Source organism: Sphingobacterium sp. BIGb0165, assembly GCF_024810095.1.
GTDB lineage: Bacteria > Bacteroidota > Bacteroidia > Sphingobacteriales > Sphingobacteriaceae > Sphingobacterium > Sphingobacterium detergens.
Map to the genome: position 1 here is coordinate 564,788 of NZ_JANUEB010000003.1, position 21,836 is coordinate 586,623.

General features: G+C 38.7%; 16 protein-coding genes. 12 read left to right on the forward strand and 4 right to left on the reverse strand.

Annotation, left to right across the window (positions count from 1 at the left end):
• Nucleotides 1-183: 183 nt before the first annotated feature.
• Together M2408_RS08925 and M2408_RS08930 are read right to left on the reverse strand one after the other, a co-directional pair.
• Nucleotides 184-582, reverse strand: coding sequence for a DUF1801 domain-containing protein (locus tag M2408_RS08925; RefSeq protein WP_259180974.1), 399 nt, complete (start codon nucleotides 580-582; stop codon nucleotides 184-186).
• A 513-nt stretch (nucleotides 583-1,095) separates the two neighbouring features.
• Nucleotides 1,096-2,340, reverse strand: coding sequence for a sialate O-acetylesterase (locus M2408_RS08930; protein ID WP_259180976.1), 1,245 nt, complete (start codon nucleotides 2,338-2,340; stop codon nucleotides 1,096-1,098).
• 285 nt (nucleotides 2,341-2,625) lie between these two features.
• On the opposite strand from M2408_RS08930, the gene M2408_RS08935 reads away from it, so the two are divergent.
• The 5 genes from M2408_RS08935 (at nucleotide 2,626) to M2408_RS08955 (ending at nucleotide 7,497) form a co-directional block, all read left to right on the forward strand.
• Nucleotides 2,626-3,765 (forward strand): AraC family transcriptional regulator, encoded by a 1,140-nt coding sequence (locus M2408_RS08935; protein WP_259180979.1) that lies wholly within the window; start codon nucleotides 2,626-2,628, stop codon nucleotides 3,763-3,765.
• 215 nt (nucleotides 3,766-3,980) lie between these two features.
• A complete protein-coding gene (locus M2408_RS08940; RefSeq protein ID WP_259180981.1) occupies nucleotides 3,981-4,973 on the forward strand; it encodes a serine hydrolase in 993 nt (330 codons plus the stop codon).
• A gap of 111 nt (nucleotides 4,974-5,084) precedes the next feature.
• Nucleotides 5,085-5,783 carry a hypothetical protein gene (locus tag M2408_RS08945; RefSeq protein ID WP_259180985.1) on the forward strand — a complete coding sequence of 233 codons (699 nt, stop codon included), beginning with the start codon at nucleotides 5,085-5,087 and terminating at the stop codon, nucleotides 5,781-5,783.
• A gap of 202 nt (nucleotides 5,784-5,985) precedes the next feature.
• Complete coding sequence (locus M2408_RS08950) at nucleotides 5,986-6,549, forward strand: hypothetical protein (RefSeq protein WP_259180986.1); 564 nt, start codon at nucleotides 5,986-5,988, stop codon at nucleotides 6,547-6,549.
• Nucleotides 6,550-6,804: 255 nt separating this feature from the next.
• On the forward strand, nucleotides 6,805-7,497 hold the full coding sequence (locus M2408_RS08955; protein ID WP_259180988.1) for a DUF5694 domain-containing protein: 693 nt from the start codon (nucleotides 6,805-6,807) through the stop codon (nucleotides 7,495-7,497).
• 161 nt (nucleotides 7,498-7,658) lie between these two features.
• On the opposite strand, the gene M2408_RS08960 is transcribed toward M2408_RS08955, so the two are convergent.
• Nucleotides 7,659-8,294, reverse strand: a complete 636-nt coding sequence (locus M2408_RS08960) for a carbonic anhydrase family protein (RefSeq protein ID WP_120259164.1) — start codon at nucleotides 8,292-8,294, stop codon at nucleotides 7,659-7,661.
• A gap of 408 nt (nucleotides 8,295-8,702) precedes the next feature.
• Between M2408_RS08960 and M2408_RS08965 the strand changes: the two genes are divergently transcribed.
• From M2408_RS08965 to M2408_RS08995, 7 genes are all read left to right on the forward strand, one after another.
• Nucleotides 8,703-9,413 carry a hypothetical protein gene (locus tag M2408_RS08965; protein ID WP_259180991.1) on the forward strand — a complete coding sequence of 237 codons (711 nt, stop codon included), beginning with the start codon at nucleotides 8,703-8,705 and terminating at the stop codon, nucleotides 9,411-9,413.
• Between the two features lie 60 nt (nucleotides 9,414-9,473).
• Nucleotides 9,474-10,241 (forward strand): hypothetical protein, encoded by a 768-nt coding sequence (locus tag M2408_RS08970; RefSeq protein WP_259180993.1) that lies wholly within the window; start codon nucleotides 9,474-9,476, stop codon nucleotides 10,239-10,241.
• 167 nt (nucleotides 10,242-10,408) lie between these two features.
• Nucleotides 10,409-11,767 carry a hypothetical protein gene (locus M2408_RS08975; RefSeq protein WP_259180996.1) on the forward strand — a complete coding sequence of 453 codons (1,359 nt, stop codon included), beginning with the start codon at nucleotides 10,409-10,411 and terminating at the stop codon, nucleotides 11,765-11,767.
• A gap of 506 nt (nucleotides 11,768-12,273) precedes the next feature.
• A complete protein-coding gene (locus M2408_RS08980) occupies nucleotides 12,274-14,943 on the forward strand; it encodes a M14 family metallopeptidase (RefSeq protein ID WP_259180998.1) in 2,670 nt (889 codons plus the stop codon).
• Between the two features lie 51 nt (nucleotides 14,944-14,994).
• On the forward strand, nucleotides 14,995-15,993 hold the full coding sequence (locus M2408_RS08985) for a TlpA disulfide reductase family protein (RefSeq protein WP_259181000.1): 999 nt from the start codon (nucleotides 14,995-14,997) through the stop codon (nucleotides 15,991-15,993).
• A 30-nt stretch (nucleotides 15,994-16,023) separates the two neighbouring features.
• Nucleotides 16,024-19,185 (forward strand): TonB-dependent receptor, encoded by a 3,162-nt coding sequence (locus M2408_RS08990; protein ID WP_259181002.1) that lies wholly within the window; start codon nucleotides 16,024-16,026, stop codon nucleotides 19,183-19,185.
• A gap of 19 nt (nucleotides 19,186-19,204) precedes the next feature.
• Complete coding sequence (locus tag M2408_RS08995; RefSeq protein ID WP_259181008.1) at nucleotides 19,205-20,713, forward strand: RagB/SusD family nutrient uptake outer membrane protein; 1,509 nt, start codon at nucleotides 19,205-19,207, stop codon at nucleotides 20,711-20,713.
• Nucleotides 20,714-20,928: 215 nt separating this feature from the next.
• Here the strand turns inward: M2408_RS08995 and M2408_RS09000 are convergent, their stop codons facing one another.
• Nucleotides 20,929-21,615: a hypothetical protein gene (locus tag M2408_RS09000; protein WP_259181009.1), complete on the reverse strand. Its 687-nt coding sequence runs from the start codon at nucleotides 21,613-21,615 to the stop codon at nucleotides 20,929-20,931.
• Nucleotides 21,616-21,836: the final 221 nt, after the last annotated feature.

Consider the following 21,836-nt stretch of genomic DNA (forward strand, 5'->3'; position numbering starts at 1 on the left):
TGACAATCTTCTTTACATAGCCTGTCGATCTTATCATAGTTTACTCCAAGATAAATTTGATGTAATTTGTTTGCAAATAGGGATGGACAATACGCCTCTTTTCCAATTCAGATCATATAGCAAATAAAAGGACAAACTGAGCATATCCCCCAGTTTTGGTCAATCTATAAATTAGTATAGGTTTTACTTCTTTTTCAGGTAACGGTTTATTACTGGACTGAAATCTATTTTGGAAGATATCAGTATATGGTCTACTAAAACCGATTCCGGAAATTCATCCAACGATTTAAAATTAATACAGCCCTTTTGGAACTTGGCTTTGGGCAATTTTGATTTTAGCTTACCCATGAGTTTCGGGTTGGAATACATCACCAACGAGTGGAATGAAATATAATTTTTGGCAATTGTAAGCCCATATTTGAAAACACCCTGTTCATTATAACTGATCGCATTGGGATTAGACATAAATTTTCCAAAACTTTCAGAAACGGCTTTGTCGTTTTCTAATATTACTTTTCGAAATTGACTAATCGCTTGTTGCTCGGTTTGCGAAAGCGTACTGATATATTGTTCTATTTCCATAATTTTTTATCGTCCCTAGGTCTTTAGTTTACCATCTAAAATTATTCAATTTTCTTTGATTCAACTATAGTTTCATTTAAAAAAAACAAACGCCCCACACTTAAGGGGCACCTCGTCGAAAGACACGATTTCTATGGTCCATCAATCCTTAATGAAGGCGATGGCCTTGATCAAATCTGGACTAAAAAGCTAAATGTAAAACCAGAGGTCGGTTATATCAATGAGTTCGATTTTAATAAGGAAGAACCAACCAGAATGAAGAGCCTTGAATTGAAAACAGATAACTATATTCTGTAGGAGTGTATAACCTTAGATAAGAAATGGGGGAGACAAAGCTATCATTTTTGAGCATTCGGGAAAGAACAATAGAACTGCAGTGACACTAAAACACCCCAACTGGAATGAAATCAAGGAATACGATAGATGGTGCAACTTTAATTGGGCCATGTTTCTCCAGCGATTGAAGATTACTGTGAGGATGGAGCCCTGAGATAGGCTAACCTCTGCTCAAAATCACCGTTCTAAATGTTGCGATTGTTTCTCATATTCATGTTGCGAGAGCAGCCCTGAGGCATACCTAATTTCCAGCACCGTTTTCTTTTCTGCTGCTGTCAATGGTCGCTGTTCTAATCTTTGGACTGTTTCTTCCTCATTGTCCAGCGCACCAAGTATATTGGTCTGCCGATGAAATGCCTGAAAATATCTCAGCCCAAATTTTCGCAGGGATGGCGCATCAAAATGCAATCCATCCGGATTGGAATTTAGCTTGCTAGCACTCACAAAATAACAATTGTCACTATTTTCGGTAAAGCCTAACAAAGCTTCATTCACCTCGCGGGATTCAGTAAAGTATTGCCCGTATTGTCCGAACGGTAAAAAGTCGCCAAGCCCGCCCGAAATAAAAGAAATGTCGGCCGCATCCAAGGCATTTCGGAATGCATCGACTATATTTTTCAATTTTTCAGCATATTGTTTTGAACGTCCCATTAAACTATCATTTTCACCCTGATGCCAGAGTATGCCATCCAAGGAACTGTTTTCCATGGCTAACTTAGCCTGAAAAACAGCATTTTTGAATAGCGGGCCATCGGTGCGCCAGTCATCCAGACTACTTCCGCCATCAGCACATGGAATAAGCCCGATCTCACGATCTGGATTCTCCTCAAGCCAGGCAGCGGCAAAGCTCGATACAAGACTTATTCCGGATGTTGGACGGTCACAATTGATAGGTTCCCACATCATTTGCCAAGATCCGTTGCGGAGCATTTTGATCCTCTCATCGAATAGTAGGGGTGCCTGATTTAAAAATCCTCTTCCAGCCATATTGGATTGGCCGACCATCAGAAAAGAATGTACCATATCTTTGTTATTATCTTGTTGTCCGTTTAAATACTCATCAACAATAGGGAGATCTGCTTCTGCCCAGTCGTAATTCTTTAGCTGAGCTGCGTCTACCCATATCGCTTGCGCATGTTCCAGTGCATCCACTTCGTCCGAAAGCAGACTGCATACAAAAGGATAGAGTTGTAGCGAGAATTCGGCGTAATGGTGCTCTACCATCGTGAGAGCTTTATGTATATTAATATCAATATTGAGCTCCTCTTTGATCTCCCGAAGTAGACAGTCTTCTTTAGACTCTTCGGCTTCAATCTTCCCACCAGGAAATTCCCATTTCAATGGTAGCTTCATCGACGCTGAGCGTTGGCAAATCAGAATTTTATTGGCGTGTTGTATAATCGCACAGGTTACTTGCAGCATAGTTTCCAAAGGTAATGATCTTCCTTGTTAGGAGTATCAACTTTATCATAATTTCCACATATTGAATTAGGATTAGCCGAATTGAGCTTTCACCTTATTCTTATCCTATTACAGGGTCCATCATAGAAAATCGGTAGATAGCCATTTGGGTTTGCTAGAATATACTTTGATTAAAAAAAACAAACAAAGTCAATCTAATTTTTATATTTGCACCTGCTGGATTTCTAATTTTAACTAGCTGCCTGAATACCAATAAAAATAACCATGAACAAAGAAAAGTAAGGAATGGATAAAATCAATTTATTAATTATTGTAAATATAATCTCTTTATTCATTTCACTGTTTCTCGCATTTTTCTTGTTTACGCTTAAAACAAAGTACAAAACAAGTAATTTATTATTTGCTGTTTTTCTACTATTAAATGCAATAGATGTTAGTGAGCCCTTGTTTAACATGATGGTTGATGGCCCATCAAATCTGGGTATGTTTAAAAGTACCTTTGTTTTCCTGCAGATCCCCATTTTTTATCTCTATATCATATCTGTTTGCTATGCTGATTTTAAGTTAAAGCCAAAATATTTACTACATCTACTCCCATATTTGATCGTTAATTTGATTTTACTGCCGCGTTTTTATACTGTTGATGCAGCATCGAAAATGAGTTTTATTCAGAACCGTCAAAGTATGATAGAGTTTCAGTTCATTCATATTCTAATACATTTTCAGATCGTTATATATATGATAACTGTTTTTCGCGTACTTAGAAAATCAAAGAAACTATATCTTGAAAACTTTGCAGGGAAAAGTGTCAGTTCATATAATTGGTTGTTTCAGTTTACCATTGTATTGACCATTTTATATCTCGTAGCTCTTTTAAAAAACATTCTTAAATTTTCGGATTATCCACATATTTCAGAATGGTTAAAGATTGGACTTTTAGTATCTTCTCTTTTTGTTTTTTGCTGGTATCTATTTAAAGCATTAAATAATCCGGATATTTTTAGAAATATTGACTCAAAACTAAGGCTAGTTTCTGAGCTCGTTTCAGAAGAAAATAGTCGTGAACAGTCAACCATAGCTGAACAGAAACATAATGAAGAGCTTGTGAAGTTAAGAAAGTATATGGTCGAGAAAAAGCCCTTTCTTAACCCATCGCTCACCATTCAAGATGTATCCAATGAGATTGAAATTCCAGTTCGGGATTTATCTCTTTTAATCAACCATCAAATAGGACAGCATTTTTACGATTTTGTGAATACTTACCGCATAGAGAATGCGATTGAGATTTTAAAAGATCAGACAAAAAATAGGGTCACTATCCTAGAAATTTTATACCAAGTTGGCTTTAATTCGAAATCTTCCTTTAATACTGCGTTTAAAAAACACACGGGCATTACTCCAACTAGCTATCGTAAGAATCTTTAAATAGATGCTTGTAATTACTCGTACACCTTTTGTAATTACTCGTACTCATTTTTCTGAATAAATACGAGTGACTGCATTTATTCGGTCGCATAACTTGAATGTCTTCCACATCTTTGTATCGGGATAAATTTTAACCTAAATATGATACAATGAACACTTCATCAAAACTTTTAGTTGGACTATTATTTATTAGCAGCTTTTCTTTTGGACAAAACATGAGCAAAAGAATTGATTCCATCGTAAATGATAATTATAAAAAAAATCCTGAGGTAGGAGTTAGTGTTGGCTTTATCAATAACAATGAAGAATATTATACGGCCTATGGTAAGTTGAATGCAGAAAGTCAAACAAAAATTAGTAAAAACTCCATCTTCGAAATTGCGTCAATCACCAAAATCCTGACTTCAAATTTAATTGCGCAGGCGGTTATGGATCATAAAATAAAACTGGATGATTATATTGATGGATTTCTTCCCAAAGAGTATATACTCCAGCCAAATCTTCGAAACAAAATTAAAATTTCGGATCTGGCCTCACATCAGTCCGGTTTACCTGATTTAGATTTTCCGAAATTGATAGAACTGAACCCGCAGCAGCCTGTCAGTAGTGTGACCGCAGAAACATTAGCTGGGATAATCAATAATTGCAGTGAACTAAAAGATTGCGGTAAATATCGCTACTCCACAATTGGATATACTTTATTGGGGCAAATATTGGAGAAAGTGTATGGTAAGAGCTATGATGAAATTATTAGAACCAAAATAATAAAGCCATTACATATGACCAATACCTTAACGAAGGATTTTGATGTAAAAAATAGAACAACAGCTCACAATCCAAGTGGAGGAATCCAGGAATTTTTCAAATGGAATATTACAGCTTCCGCAGGATTAATAAAGTCCGATGCTTCCGATATGATTACATATTTAAAAGCAGTTTTAAATCATGAAACAACGGTTGGTAAAGCTGCCGTTATCACCGAAAAAGTAGTATATAAAGATGAAAAGAGAGAGATGGGATTAGGCCTTAATATTGTATCGGATGATAAAAATACAATTTATATGAAATCAGGAGATTCTATGGGACAGTCTTCCATTATTTGCTACAATAGAAATAAAAAATGGGGTATCATCATACTTCTTGACCAGAGAAACTCCAAAATGAGGCAAGATCTGTTGAATATAATTTATGATACAGTCTTAAAATAAATAGTGCTATAAACAAAAACAGTAAGCCAAAGAAAATAAATAGGATTGCAATAAGAAATTGACCAATCCAACAGATATTTAAACACAAAAAACACTTAAACCCAAGAAAGAATGAACCCATTATTTATAATTCCAGTCGTATTAATCATTGCAGGTGTAGTTTTCATGATTACCATGAATAAAAAGCACAAAACAGCAAAGTCAGAAATTGATTTGGATACTGAAAGAACTAAATATGACCGATACAAACAGGAACTTTTGGCGCAGGATTTTTCAAAATTAAGACAATGGATGAATGGCAAACCCATTGATGCGTTTACTTCTGCATCTGTTCCCCAGTCAACAGCCAATAAAGTGCAGGAGCTTGTAGCTGATGGATTAAAAAATGTAGCATTATCCACAATAGGAGTAAAACTTAGACGAATTGAAACAGATTGTTTTTGGGTCTTAAGTAGAAACGATTTGTATTTTTTCAGCACCAATACAATAGGCGAATTAGATGAACATATAGTATTTGATAATTTTAGAATTGAAAAAGCTACCCTTCGATATGGAGGTATTCTGAAATCGCAATTGGGTGTTTATGCAAAATCATCGGAAGAATATTTGCCAAAAACACATGTTATTACTTTTGATATTGATGGAAGTTCATTATCTCTTGAAATCCATGATAGACTTAATTATCGGATTGACCCGCAAGATCTGCTCAATCTAAAGATACAATTGGAAACAAGAGCAAAATATCAGGTCGTTGGTGAAAAATTTATTGGAGTTTTACAGGATAAATTTCCTAATCTAACCATGTCATAATATAACATGGATTTTTTGAAGTTTCTAAATCCATTTTAAACTAATACCATTAAATGATTAAAATACAGTAAATGGCCAGTTGTTAGACCATCTTTAACCTATGACCGGCAATAATAGTTCGGGTTAACTCGTTACAGATATACAAGTAATTTGCATTTTTATGTCCAGATTTTATACGGTAAAGCGAATAATGCTCGGTCAGATGATCATCATATTCTTAGCACATTGTACCAATCCGGAAAGAAAAAAGGATAGTACTCATGACCGTACTGAACTTGTGCCAGAACCAGATAAGAATTTAAGGGAGGAGTATGAAAAGAAGCAGGATATTTCAGAAATAACTCAAACCTTAAATACCTTTTTTATGAATTACAAGAGCCGCTTAGAGACTGTCAATATGAACCTTCTCAGCAAAGACTTGGCGACATTGATCACCCAAGCGATCGCTAAGGAAAAAAGTGAGGCACTCAAAACAGCCAATGGTAGCGATCCGACCGAAAAGCCAATCTTATTGGAAGGAGATATTTTCACGAGCGAGTATGAAGGTGCTGAACAATTTGTTTTGGATAGTATTATAGTCGAAGGCGAGATGGCCAGAGCTATTCTGGAGTTTAAGAATTCCAAATTCAAACTAAATTGGTTTGATGAAGTGGTTTTAATAAAGCAGGAACGATGGTTAATCGATAACGTGGTTTTCAAAAGCAGTACACCTGAATATCCATCGACTAAAGCTATTCTGGAAGCTTTCATTAGCCATAAAGATTAAGCTAAGCTATTCCGTCTAGACCCTCCTATAAAACTACACCCAAGTGTAGCCTACATTCGGGCGAACTGTGATATTTTTGGATCAATAAGAACAAACTAACGCATGAAGAGCCAGAAAAACACAGTACAATTGATTCAACTATCTAACAGAACAAAAAGGATCAATTTAAAAATCACCCTCATATTACTTTGTGGAATCCTTTTTGGAAAAGTTTATGCGCAGAAAATTGAAGTCTTAAATTTTGCAACTTTTCACATGAAATACACACCTGATGCACATAAAGTAAAATTTAATGAAAAGGATGACAAAAATAAGAAAGAGGTTTATAAAATTGCAGAGATGCTGGCGGAATTCAAACCAACAATAATTTGTGTGGAAATACTTCCACACAAAAATGAGGAATTGAACGCCGACTACGGGAATTTTAAGAAAATTAAAGATTATACACCAAAATATGGAGGGGAGATAGCCCTAATTGCTTACGAAATTGGTAAAATGACCGGCGTAAACAAAATATATGGTATCGACGAGCAGCAGACCGCAGCTTATAACTATAACATAGGGAATGAATTGGAAAATCAAGTAGACAGTATAACCTCAAAAAAATACAACGCCAGTATTCTTCAAGAATTTATGGCAGCAGAAAACCTTTCTCTGCTAGAAAAATTGAAGCTATTTAATCGCAAAGCGACTTTCCAAAAATTTATAAATCTAAATGCTGATATATTAACTCACAACAGTACAAATGGCAATTTCGAAGGGGCAGATGAAGCGAGTAAATTCTATAGACGAAATCTGCGGATATTCTCCAATTTGAACCAGATACCAGTCAACAACGATGATCGAATTCTTATAATAATGGGAGCTACCCATAGCGCTTTTTTGGATGAATTCATGCAGAGAAGCCCCAAATACCAGCTTGTTGATATTGAAAATTATCTGAAATAAATAGTAGGAATATAAGGTAATTTAAGGCCATTTGGATACTTTCCAAACGGCCTTTTTATATTTATAGCATAACCCATGTCTTCGTGTTATGCTGTACAGTTCTTTGAATAAGTCCTCAAATTTTGATCCTCAAAAGAGTAATCACATTGTTTGAAATAAGCTTATAACCAATTTACACTTCCTGTTTCAACATCATAATTGGCACCAACAATCTTGATCTTACCTTCTTCTTCAAGTTTACGAAGTGTTGAACTTTGTCTGCGAATATCTTTAATTGCGTGTTTAATATTCTGTTGGTTGAGTTTCTCAAGCAATACACTATTTTTTGATGAACGCTCTTCATTCTCATCAATCACTTCATTGATAATAGGATCAAAATGATTAACTAAATGGTTCAAGTTGTCCATTCCCATTGTTTCGATTTGTGCAGCATCCAATCCACCTTTCAACGCACCACATTTGGTATGGCCTAAAACGACAACCAGTTTAGATCCAGCGACATTACAGCCAAATTCCATAGAGCCTAGAATATCTTGATTGACAAAATTTCCTGCAATTCTGATACTGAAAATATCACCCAAACCTTGGTCAAATATAAGTTCAGCAGAAGTGCGGCTATCGATACAGCTTAACACCACAGCAAATGGCCATTGACCCTCACGAGTAGCATTTACCTGTTCGAGTAGATCCCGGTTTGCTTTTAGATTATTGACAAAGCGTTGATTGCCTTCTTTTAAGAAGTCTAATGCTTTTTCAGGAGTAATTGTCGATTGTGTTTCGTACGTATGTGCCTTCATAAAATTTAAATATTTGAATATTAAAGATAGGATAAATTCGTTAAATTTTAATGGCAAAAAGAGCTCCAATTTCTTCTCCCTTGAATTTTCTATCTGTACAAAGCAATGCACAGCACATGTAGGACTATTTTTTTGATATCTGTTAAACGGGTAGATAGAAGCCTAATATATACTAGATTGCCGTCAAATTTGCTGATACAATGACTCATGCCACTGCGAAGCAAAAAAAGCTTATGAATCTGCGAATCATAAATAGCTATAAACAAATATTAAATAGCCTTTAACTTTTGTTGTTATGTAAGTTACCTTTATATCGAGTTGGTTTTTAATTCTTTTAGGAAGTTATAAATCTGCTTGTCAAATAGTATCAAGAAAACTTTTCTTGCTACGCATAATCGAGAAATAAATATGAAATTGATTTTTATTATTCTTTTTTCCATAAGCCTTGTTTACGGGCAGTCCGATAAAAATCTGACCGTCGGCTATGGAGATCGGTACGACAGCTTGCCTAAAATAAATTTCAAGACCGCGGCAGCAGAAAACTATGAAAAGGCATTCAGCGCCAATACCGTCGTCGATATCAGGCCTGCAGTTGAAAAGAAAAATTTTGTGATTCCAACAGGAAAAGGTAATTTAAAATTTAAAAAGTATGATTCCTCAGCAGGCCAAGGGGATGGATTCCGGGGTTGGGAGTATAACGGCTATTTTCCACAGTTGAAAATGCATATTTTGGTAAGCCATTCTGTTGCCGAAAGTTTAGGTTTTAGCGATTTGGTTTTGTTGGATAGCATCGAGGGTAGCCAGCATAGGATTGCTTCGGTCGGTGATGGTGCTGTTGAAATTCCTATTCCATCTCCTGACGCACGGTTTCTGGCATATTACTACAATGAGGTATACGCACCTAATAGCTGTTTTATAGGAATTCTTGACGTGCGAAAAGGAACTCCATTTCGGATTCGTCTTTCCGAAAACAGTAGTTTTCAAACCGAAAACTGGGCAGTCGAAAATATTAGATGGATCGATCAGAATACCATAATTGTAAAAGCTTATACACTTAAAAAGGTCGACAATGAGAGAAGCAAGCAGTTTACTTATTACACTGCTGAGTTAAACAATTAAATAGATCTCAAGTAAAGTACCATTCATTGTGGACGTTCTGGATTTTAAAACGACTTTATCATGTGGAAAAATATTACGCTTATTATACTCGCTCTAATGGCTTTAAGCTGTAGAAACGAAAGAGAACAAAAAAAACGAACTGATCCACAACGTGCAGTTATCACTGTGGATGAAAAGAAAGACACAGGAGGAGTTCTACTGACTGAAAATAAAAATATGCAGCTAGGAGGGAGCGATAGCGTGGACCTATCCGCTGTACACAATACGAATGAATCTAACACAATTACAAAAATAAAATTCAATGAACTTGTAATAGCCATTAATGGCATGGCTATTTTTGATGCAGAAAAAATGGAACGGATTCAAAAAGATACTGCTGAGATCGAAGCTGAAGTTGGAGAAACCATTGAAGGACGTACCATCTCCATTTCGAGCGAGCAACTTATCGGTTTGAACATTGAGCAACGCTATGAAACGAGTGTAACCATTATGAATGAAGGGCCTCACTGTGATCTTATTGATTGGGAGCATTTTAATTCCAACTGGAAGTCGTTAAAACAAAATTCAAACGGGCAATTTGTAGGTGATAAATACACCGAAGAGGATTATAATACCTTTCCCGAAGTCTCGATGGATGAGTTGAAACAAACAGTAAAAGAGCAGTGTGGAGAGGATTGGTTTAAACTTTTGGAAAAAACAAATTCTCCACGTGAATATCCTTGTGCCATAAGTATAAGTCGATATTTCTTACGAATCGTAGGTAAGCGGAAAGACAATGGACAAAAAGTAACCAAATTAATTATTATTAAAACCCCGATGGGATGTTAATGGTCGAATGAACCATTCTATTTTTGCCGTTATTTTCCGAAAATCACACTTTCCCAATCTTAAACAATATCCCCATAACTATTGTGAAAATGGTCTTTGCAACTGCTGTAGTCTTTGGGTTACCAAATTGCATAATAAGTATCAATAGAAAACGTAAACGCTAAAGTATGTCTGAACGCCTAAAGCATCTTGTTTCGCCACTTTTTATTTTTTTTCTTGTTCTATTAATTATCAATGATTTTTTTCTGAAAGCGGTATTCCATAATACGTTTACCGGAAAACTATCTGATTTCAGTGGACTTTTTATTTTCCCTATTTTCTGGTCCGCTATCTTCCCTAAACAAAAATTAACGGTTTTTATATCCACAGCAGTCTTATTTGTCTTTTGGAAAAGTGAATATTCCTCGGTTATCATACAATTTATGAAGCCCTACTTTGGTATTGGAAGAACCGTGGATCTTTCGGATCTGATCGCATTACCCATGATATTGTTGGCATGGTTCTACACAAAAAGGAGGGCACAACAGTCCGTCAATCCAGCCTTAATGACGCGATTGAGCACATATTTTAGCGCAGCTGTCGCAATTTTCTCTTTCTGTGCTACCAGCCAGCAAAGATATATCCAATCTTTTGATCAGCCGCAGTATGTACTGTTAAAAGATCCGACAATCCAGCATCTTAATTTTGATGATGAATTGGAATTTCATAAAAGCGATTCCTTACTTGTTGTCAAAATAAATTATCTATCTACCAGTAGGCCTGAGCGGAACGATGATTACAATAAGAATCAATCGATCAAAACTCTTGATCTTGCCATTTTACATCGTTTAGCAGATAGTGCTAGCCTGGTTTCGCCCGGAAAAATAACTTTGCTCACAGTCAATACTGAAGAGGGGAGTGATTCTTTAAGATTTAATGGTGGGCGACTTGATGGACGGTTCATCAGGACAAAAGGAGGTAAGACTATTATTGAAGGATTTTATAAGATGGGATTGGAAGACTCCACCTGGATAATCAGGGACACGATCAGTGCCGATAAGGTAATAAAGACATTTGTTAATGGAGAAACAATCAATATCAAACACTATAGCCATGATAAACTCCAATCCTCTTCAAATATCAACACCCGTGCTGACACCATTTTTAATATCTATTTGCAGTTAGTAATTCTGGTCCTATGTCTGGCGGGGATATGTTATTTATTATATAGAAATTATCGCAGGGCCATCCCGGATCATTTTAAGCTCAAATTACTGTGGAGATTGCTGTTGTGCTTTATTTCACCGCTCCTCGTCTGGCTGTTTTATGTCGGGATCATGTTATTGCTTATGAATTATAGTCAAGATATTTTCGAGACTTTAGCGACAATTATCTTTATTTTTATCACAGTTTGCCCATTGATGTTTGTTATAGTTTTTTTGATAAAGATCAGAAGGCCAATAGATATTCTCTGGTACAGTCTCTTGTTCGCTCTAGCAGCCAGTATCTGGGCAACGTACCTCACACTTGGAGCGCTTTCACAATGAAATGATAAACTCACCTCTGTTGAAATCCTAAAACCACGAATAATAATCTAAAGGAAATGATTACCATTGCTTCGGATAAATGTAAGTATCTCGAAAAGTTTATAGCTATCCTTGGTCCGGCGTCTTAGGTGTATTGGGCGATGATATCCTTGTCACAAAATCGTGATTCCTGATAAAAGCAAAAAAAGACTACTTGTTTAGTAGTATTTATCAGTAAGATGTTTTATATTTGTGATCAAATCGTTTATCAATTGGCGTTGGCAGCGATACAACCTAACAAAAACAAAGTTCAAATGAAACCACAAAGATCAACCTTTTCCGTCATTCACAACATGAAAAACATTCGATTTAACCTTACTTCATTTCGAATGCGCTATTGCGCTTAAATTTTTTCTTCTAGACTTTTTTAATGGATAGTAAAGGATAGTATTTCTCTTATTATCAATCATGCCACAAGTAGCATCATCCTACTTGTCAGTATTCACTTATTAAACTAATTCATCCCTATGAAAAAATACGAAGTATTTTTCCAGTGCTCGCTATTGCTTTTTTTTCTGTGGAGCAGTATTCTTTTTGCTTCTGCCCAGGAGGGCTCAGTGCCCAAAGTGTTTCAAAATGAATCCGCTGGGCGAAACTTGGAGAAAGATTATTATTTTCCCGCAGGAAGCCGTTTTGTGACAAACATCCCCACGCCAAGTCAATTTTTCAATCATCAAATCGGTCATAGTCATACCCGTTATGACCAGATTGTTGATTATTTTAAGATACTTGAGCAACGTTCCGGCCGGATAAAGATAGATACGATTGGTCGTACCTGGGAAGGGAGACCGCTGGTCGTGCTGAAAGCTTCTTCACCCGACAACATCCGTAATAGTGAACAAATTCGTCAACAGCATATCGAAACGATTAACAAAGCAAAAGAGAACCGGATCGTATCTAATGAAGCGCAGCCCGCATTGGTATTTTTGGGTTTTAGTGTGCACGGTAACGAAACCTCAGCTGCCGAAGCATCTATTTTAACCGCTTATTACCTAGCAGCTGCCGAAGACCCAGCTGTTGCGACCTCACTTACAAAGGGAATATTTTTTATAGACCCAGTCCGTAATCCAGATGGTTATGATCGTTATGTCAATTGGGTAAATGCTAATGCAGCATTTCCACCAAACGGAAGCCCTCTGGATAGAGAGCATAACGAAGTTTGGCCCGGAGGCCGAACAAATCACTATTGGTTTGACTTAAACCGCGATTGGATCAATCAGGTAAATCCCGAAAGTAAGGCGCGTGTCAACTACTTTCAACATTGGCTGCCCCATTTTCAAGGTGACTTCCATGAGATGGGAGCAGCATCTTCCTTCTTCTTCGAACCTACAAAGACCGATGCTCAAGAATCTCCCTTAGTCCCTAAAAGTACATATCAGCTAAATCAGAAATTTGCTACTTATTATGCGAAGGCATTGGATGAAATAGGATCTTTTTATTTCACCAAAGAACAATTTGATAATATTAATCCAACCTATGGATCTACTTATCCTGATCATGTCGGAAGCCTAGGAATCCTCTTTGAGCAAGCAAGTCCACGGGGCCTCTTTCAAAAAACAAGCAATGGTGATCTAACTTACCCCTTTGCTATTCGAAACCACTTCAGAATAGCCTTGGCGAGCATTACAGCATCTATTGATCATCGTACGACACTTTTGGAAAATCAACTGAGATTCTTCCAGTCCGCGTTCGAATTGGCCCAAAAAGATCCAGTTAAAGGTTACTTGGTAGATCTAAAGTATAATAATAACACTGCGGCACATTTCAAAGAACTTCTTGCCAGGCATCAAATCCACTACATAACGAACAATCGTGACCGTAAGGTAGATGGTAAAGATTTTGAGAAACAAACTTCCATCATTATTCCGACTGCCCAGGCAAATTATCGGCTGGTCAAAGTCATCTTTGACGAAACCAAAACTTATGTAGATAGCGTTTTTTATGATGGCTCGGGCAATTCCATTGCCTACCTCTATGGGTTCTCTTATGCTAGTCTAAAACAAGGGTTGGACAACGGAGAAACTGATCAAAGTTCTGTTACTAATCCACCCGCTATTGCCCTGACAAGGAGCAATTATGCTTATCTCGTAGATTGGCGGCAGGAGGGAGCAGCTTGGTTGTTATCCCAATTGCTACAACGTGGAATTCTTGTGAAGTCCACTAGTAGTCCCTTTGAACTGTCTGATCAGGGCAGGACAATAGGATTTGATTATGGAAGCCTGTTGATTCCCATACAAGGCCAGCCTATCTCAGCGGATGAATTATTTGATTTCTTACAAAAATTGAATAAAAGAGGAAATATAACGATTGAATCCGCTTCCACGGGATACAGCGGAAAGGGAATAGATCTCGGAAGTAGTGGATTTAAAAGCCTCGCACCTCAAAATGCATTACTTTTAACCGGAAATGGGATTAGTGCTTATGAGGCCGGTGAAGTGTGGTATACATTTGAACGCCAATTGGAACAGCCCATCTTACGGTTAAATATTGATCAGTTCAGTCGTGTAAACCTCGAGGAATACCAAGTACTTGTCATGGCTAGCGGTGAGTACACCGGATTGAGTTCGGCCGCTATTGAACGTATTCAAGCTTGGGTAAAAAATGGAGGAACGTTAATTGCTTTTGGACGTACGGGACAATGGCTTGCAGAACAGAAGATTGCTTCTTTTAAATTTCTTGACGGGAGGAGCGATAGTGTGGTGCCGAAAGAGGGAAAACCAACGAAAACAAAGGAACGTTTTGATTATGCTTCCGCCCAAGGTAGGGAAGGAACAAAACGTATCGGTGGAACCTATTTTAACACTGAAATTGACATAACTCATCCGATCGGTTATGGTTACATACAGAAAACAAAGCCTGTTTACCGCAATCACACTCTTTTTGTTGAGCTGGGTGACCAGGCCTATAATAATGTTGCAATTTATAGCAAGTCTCCCTTATTAAATGGATACGCATCGGCCGAAAATCAAAAGAAAATCGCAGGTACAGCCAGTATTCTCGTAGAAAATAGTGGGAATGGACGTATTGTATATTTTGTTGACGATCCCTTATTCCGAGGTATTTCCTTTGGCAATGCACGCAGCTTTTTTAATGCGGTCTTGCTTGGACAGGTTCTTCAATCTGGGATAAGAAGATAAACGATTCCATTTATATCAATTAAAATAAACACTCCTAAATAATTTAAATAGATGAAAAATAAACTAACATTATTTACTGTTTCGATGCTGTTTCTTGCCACACAGGCATCGGCTCAAAAAGTAGCAGCGCTACGTTTAACCGGAAAAATAGAAGGATTGAAAGAAGGTAAAATATATCTTCAACAATACGATAATAAAGTATTTAAAACGATTGATTCTGCCTCGGTCCACAACGGTCGATTTAGTTTTGGGACTAAAGTGCCGTTACCCGAACTCTATGGTCTGAAGTTGAATGAAGAAGGTTATCCCGTCCAACTTTTCTTGGAGGATGCTCCAATTGAAGTGCTCATCCAGTCTGGAGAAAATGGCGATCATGCTACCGTGAGAGGATCAAAAGCTCAAGCTTATTTTGAGCGCGCAAATAAAGAGCAACGTAAGTATACTGCCAAGCAGTTTATTGAAGCAGATCCCAAATCTATTGTCGCTGCGTATGCATTGTTCCGCAACTATTCCTATAATCTGTCTCCGGATGAGCTCGAAGAGCATATAAAGTTGCTGGATGCCTCATTGCAACAAACACAATATGTACGCATCTTGAAAGATTTAATCTTAAAACAGCGTGCCGTATTGCCGGGTAATAAAGCCTTAGATTTTGTGTCTACTGGTCCCGATGGAAATAAAATACGATTCAGTGAGCATCTTGGTAAAGGATTTGTGCTGCTTGATTTTTGGGCCGCCTGGTGTGGTCCTTGCCGTCGGGAAAATCCCAATATTGTTGCAGCTTTCCAGAAATATAGAAGCCATGGATTTAGCGTATTTGGCGTATCACTGGATAAGAAAAAAGCAGACTGGCTAAAAGCCATTAAGGACGATGGACTGGATTGGACTCAGGTTTCTGATCTTTCGTTTTGGGATACCGAAGCTGCTGCTCTGTATGGTGTCCGTTTTATCCCAAGCAACCTACTTATCGATGAGCATGGTATTATCGTTGCCCGAAACATTAAAGGCGATGCCCTATTACAGAAATTAAAGGAAATCTACGGCGAGTAAAGAACAAAAAAAACATCAAAAAGAAAAACAATGAGAAAATCAAGCTTGTTTTATTTGCTTCTTTCATTAGCTGGGAGCGGGGCCGTGGTGCCTTCCTTCGCACAGGAGCAAACAAAATCTATTATAAATGCTGTACTCAGTGGTGTTGTACAGGACGCTGCTACCGGAAAGCCTCTTTCTGGTGCAACCTTAAGTCTAAAGGATGTAACCCATCATGTAAGTACCGATAAATTTGGGAGGTTTCAATTTGTAACCGGACAGAAATTGCCCTTTACAGTTACAATTTCCTTTGTGGGGTATACAAGTCAGACCTTGGTCATAGATCATTCTCCAGTGGTTATTGAACTTGAGTCTGTGGATCATACACTTGAGGAGACCGTCGTCGTAGGTTATACTACTGCAAAAAAATCAAGTTACACAGGATCCGTAGCGACGGTAAGTGGCAAAGAATTGGATAATCTACAGATTACGACGATTGGGAAAGCATTGCAGGGGACGGTACCCGGGCTACAGTCCATTGCCGCAGCAGGTCAGCCTGGAAGTGATGCTGAATTATTTGTCAGGGGTGTAGGCTCTGTAAACGCTTCAACAGCACCGCTTTATGTCGTAGATGGTACCCCAGGGGCCAATCCCAATAGCCTCAATCCAAAAGATATCCTATCCATTTCGGTCTTAAAAGATGCAACAGCAAGTGCACTATACGGTTCACGTGGTGCAAATGGCGTCATCGTGATCACAACAAAATCCGGTGAACTGAACAGTAAGACCGCCGTTAACTTTTCGGCGAATTACGGTTATACAGGTAGGGCAGTGAAAGATTATGAATACCTGTCGCAGCAGGAGTACTATGAATTGCAATGGGAGGCAATCCGTAATACACAGCTCGACCAAGGGAAATCCGCCGGCGATGCTGCCCAGTACGCTACAGATTATTTGGTGGATGGTGCGCTTAAAGTAAACATCTTTGGGGCTAACTATCCAAAGCCTGTGGGACTCGATGGAAAGCTGGTTGCAGGAGCAACATCACTCTGGAACGATAACTGGGGAAAAGCAATTGCCCGAAGGGGGATCCGCCAGCAATATGACCTTAGTTTGAGTGGTGGTGGGGCAAGTACACGTTATTATCTTTCTGCCGGTTACCTCAATGAACAGGGCTGGATTCGCACGGCTGATTTCAAGCGGTATAATTTCCGAACAAATATACAGTCAAAGGTCAACAACTGGTTTGAAGTCGGTGGGAATGTTGCCCTGTCATCAGGCTTTCAACGTGCACCTACACAAAGCGATAGCAATACCGGCAACTTCGCTAACTTTCAGCGTTTAGTGTCCGATCTGTATCCCGTCTATCAGCGCAATCCTGATGGGAGCTATGTGCTGGATGAACAGGGCAATAAGATCTGGGATTATGGGTTATGGCGCCCAACCACAGCTGCGAGTGGTTCAAATATTTTAGGTAGCGCTGAAAATGCAATTTCCGGCACCAACAATGAATCAGTTTTGTTGGGGACCAATATCAAAATATCATTTGCGGACAATTTATTCTTGAAGACCTCGGCCAATATCGACTACCGAAACACGAGTTCACATACCTATTCGCATTCGTACTATAGTACGGGTATCCTTACAGATGGAGCGGGATCCGCAAGCCGAAGTTCGAGCCGTACACTCAACTATACGGTCAATAGCTTTCTGAACTATGCGGCTACATTTGGTAATAAGCATAGCATTAGTGCTCTGGTTGGTCCCGAAATCTATGTGGAAGGAGCTTCTTCACTATCAGGTAATCGCACGGGCTTCCAGGTACTTGGTAAAACGGAGCCATCCGCAGGGACACTGAGTGGTGTTTTTAACGGGACTTCTTCCGATTATAAGCTCGCAAGCTGGTTGGGACAGGTAAATTATGATTATCTGGACCGCTACCATTTTTCTACGAGCTACCGTAGAGACGGTTCATCCCGCTTCAGTAAGCAATCGCGTTGGGGTAATTTCTGGTCCGTCGGTGCTGCTTGGAACGTGAAAAAAGAATCCTTCCTGAAAGAAATCAGTACGATTAACAACCTGAATCTAAGGGCGAGTTATGGAGCCCAGGGAAATGATAAAGTTGGTAACTATGCCTATGGCGGATTCTATTCCATTTATAACAGTTTGGACAATCTGGGGCTTTTACCGTCTGATTTACCTACACCAGATTTGAAATGGGAAACAAATCTTAATCTCAATATCGGCGCTGATATCGCTTTATTCAATAATCGGTTGGTAGCACAGATCGATGTCTATGACCGGAAGTCAAAAGACCTGCTTTTCCAAAAGCCACTTTCACCGTCTACAGGTTATAGCGGGATCGATGCCAATATTGGCTCATTGAGCAACCGTGGAATTGATGGGCAGATTACAGTGGTACCTATTCGAAACAAAGATTTCAGATGGTCTATTACAGCAAATGTGGGGCACTATAAAAATAAAATCACCAAACTACCACAAAAAGAAATTCTCACTGGATCCATTGGGCAGTATGGTAACACGAAAAAAATGGTTGAAGGTGGTTCCATCTATGATTTTTATATCAAGGAATGGGCGGGAGTAGATCCAGAGACTGGCAAGGCAACCTGGTATAAGGATGTAAAAGATGCGACAGGAAATATAACTGGGCGCACGACGACAACGAATCAAAATGAAGCATCATTTTATTTTGAAGGAAGTTCATTGCCAGATCTTTATGGTGGTATTAGTAACAGCTTTAGTTACAAAGGAATAGAATTGTCTTTCTTGTTTTCCTATAGTCTAGGCGGAAAAATCTTTGATGGTGATCAACCCATGATTATGCATGTGGGTTCAGCACCGGGGCGAAGCTGGTCCAAGGAAGCCCTCAATAGATGGACACCCGAAAATAGAGATACCGATTTCCCCCGATTGTCTTACGTGACCGATTCCTGGAATAGTATTCCTTCCACACGTTTTCTAAGGAGTGCAAGCTATGGACGCCTAAAGAATTTGAACTTAAGCTATACTATTCCGCGTAATCTTGTGTCAAAATGGTCTCTTTCCGATGTCCGGATACGTTTTGTAGGTGAAAACTTATTGACGTTCTATGGAACTCAGGGCCTGGACCCAGAGCAAACGGTAGGTGGAGTTACCTACTATCGCTACCCGGCACAGAAGTCATACGCTCTCGTCCTCAATGTTTCCTTTTAACATTCCTATTTGATTTATTATGAAATTAAAATATATCACCATCATTTTTCCTTTATTGGCACTCTCATCCTGTCGAGACAGTTTCTTTGAGACTGCTCCGGCAACCCAAATTACGACCCCTGAGGTATTTTCTTCCGAGAATAATATTGACGCCTTTATCAACGGATCAATCCGCTTTTTGATGGAAAATAGCACCTCTCAAGACAATCCCGGACTCCCGACCATATTCCTCACACATGAAGTGATGGGAGAGGACGCTATTGCACGTGACGGCCGTTATGGTTTTCGGGACTCTTATCCCTATAAAGATCCTTTTGACAATACCACCCGCCGAGCGCTTTTCTTTTGGACTTTGCAATATAAATCTATCGACCATGCCAATAATCTGATAGCCAATGTGAAAATTGACGATAACAGTAAAGAAAGTTTAAAACATCTCAAGGGGCAAGCCTATGCCTTGAGAGGATTGAATTATCTCAATCTCGTGCGCCAGTACCAGTTTACCTATGTGAAAGACCCAAATGCCAAGGCAATACCGATCTATACTGAACCGACTACACCAACAACGGTTCCCAAACCACTGGCTACAGTAAAGGAGGTTTATGAGCAGGTTATTTCCGATTTGAAAGAAGCCGAAAAATTATTGGTGGGTTTCAAGCGGAAAGTGAAGAACAGACTCGACCTCAATGTCGTTTATGGTCTACTGGCCAGAACATATTTGACACAGGAAAATTGGGCCCAAGCACGTGATTATGCGGCAAAAGCACGTGCCGGTTATCCGATTATGACGGCAGAGCAGTACAAGGAAGGATTTAACGATGTCAGTAATTCGGAATGGATCTGGGGGCACCCACAGACCGCGACCCAAAATTTGGGTGGAGCTTCTTTCTTAGCCTATATTGAGACAACTCCCTATGCAACAGATGCCAAAGGTGTAAACCTATATTTTGGTTATAATAGCATTATTCCTGACCCCAATTTTATCAGCTTATTTACAGCTGCTGATGTGCGTAAATCGCTCTTTGAGATTGCCAAGCAACCTGCTGAAGCGATCTATCGCTCCTATCGTTACCGTAAGTTTAGAAATAAACACCCCAATCGCGATGGACATATCGTTTTAATGCGATCATCAGAACAACTCCTTATCGAAGCCGAGAGTAGAGCTCGCCTGGACGATGTAAAAGGTGCTATAGACCTCCTAAACGAATTAAGACGTAAACGGACTTTGCAAGATCTTGATGTCGCAAATTTCGATAAGGCAAAGGCGGTACAAGAAGTTTTATTGGAGCGCCGTAAAGAACTATGGGGTGAAGGTTTCCGTCTTTACGATATTCTTCGGACGCAGACGGCGCCTGTACGTCGTGAGGCTAATGAGACCTTTGTGGATGATGCTGGAAAGACAGTAGCTGTGATGGGGCATTATATTCTCAAGTTTCCGGATGGATCCAGCTTATCTCCAAATAGCAAATATTTTTTATTTCCAATACCTCTAAATGAACTGAATAATAATCCGAGTTTGCAAAACTAATTGATAGTCAGTTGTTTATAAGAATTCCTAAAAGGCCGCTTAGAAAAAACGCTAAGTGGCCTTTTATTACAAGGCTGCTTCTTTCTAGTATAGAAAAGAAGCAGGCTATCAAATCTGGGAATGAACCAGTTGTTAATAGATCATTTATTCCATTTATTGATGAAGGCGAATTTCTTCTGCTTGATGCATGAATAAGCTAGCAAGCGAGATTTAGCTTATTCTATTTTTAATAAGAGTGCTATATCCTGTTTTGCGAGAACATGACCTTTATTGACAATATTACTTTTTAGATAAAGAAAACATTGGTCGTTATGGTCGAGCTTACCGATAGTCAGTTTTATCGATTTTATATCGAGCGTATTAATTTCTGATGGATCCATCTTATCGGGGTCTGCAATTAGTTTTCCGTCTTTCCTAATTTCTTCAAAATCCCAAGAGTATCCCTTCCATGGTCCCGCAACTAACGTTGTATTTTTGCTGTCCATGATGCGTTGACTTTTGTATTTCAAGGGTATACTGTCGATCACGATCGTATAGTCCTTAAGATGAATTGCGAGCTCTTTTAAATAATGTGGAAAGTCTTCGGGCACGAAATAGATGCTGTTGTCTTTGTGAATGATCTTAAGCTTTACAATCCCTATTTTATCTATTTTTACCGATTGTGAAACTTGTATAAATACCGCGTACTCCTGTTCGCTAATGCCCAAATTTTTGTGATAGGGCATAAGTTCCCCAGGTTTTAATTCACTCATTGTTTTTAGAAACCAATCTTGGTTCTGTTGAATGGCAAGTTTCATTTTTTTGAGAATTTCTGACTTGGTGGTATTCAGGGGAGGGGTGCCCAACACCTCTGCGACATAGTCGCCCTCTGGAAGTAATCTGTCAACGAATTGAAACGCCATTACTGTGCTGTCTGTTTTAGTCCTCTCTTGAGCAAATCCATTCATGGAAAATAGTAGGGTAGCTATGCATGCGATAAAAGAAAGATATCTACGGAGAAATGTCATGTTGAACTTGAGCTTTTGTAAACGTTTAAGTTACAGCTTAATTCTGATAAATAAGAGGCTGAAAAGGAATCACATAATAGGAAATGGCAAAGAGAACTTGCTGAAAGTACATTTAA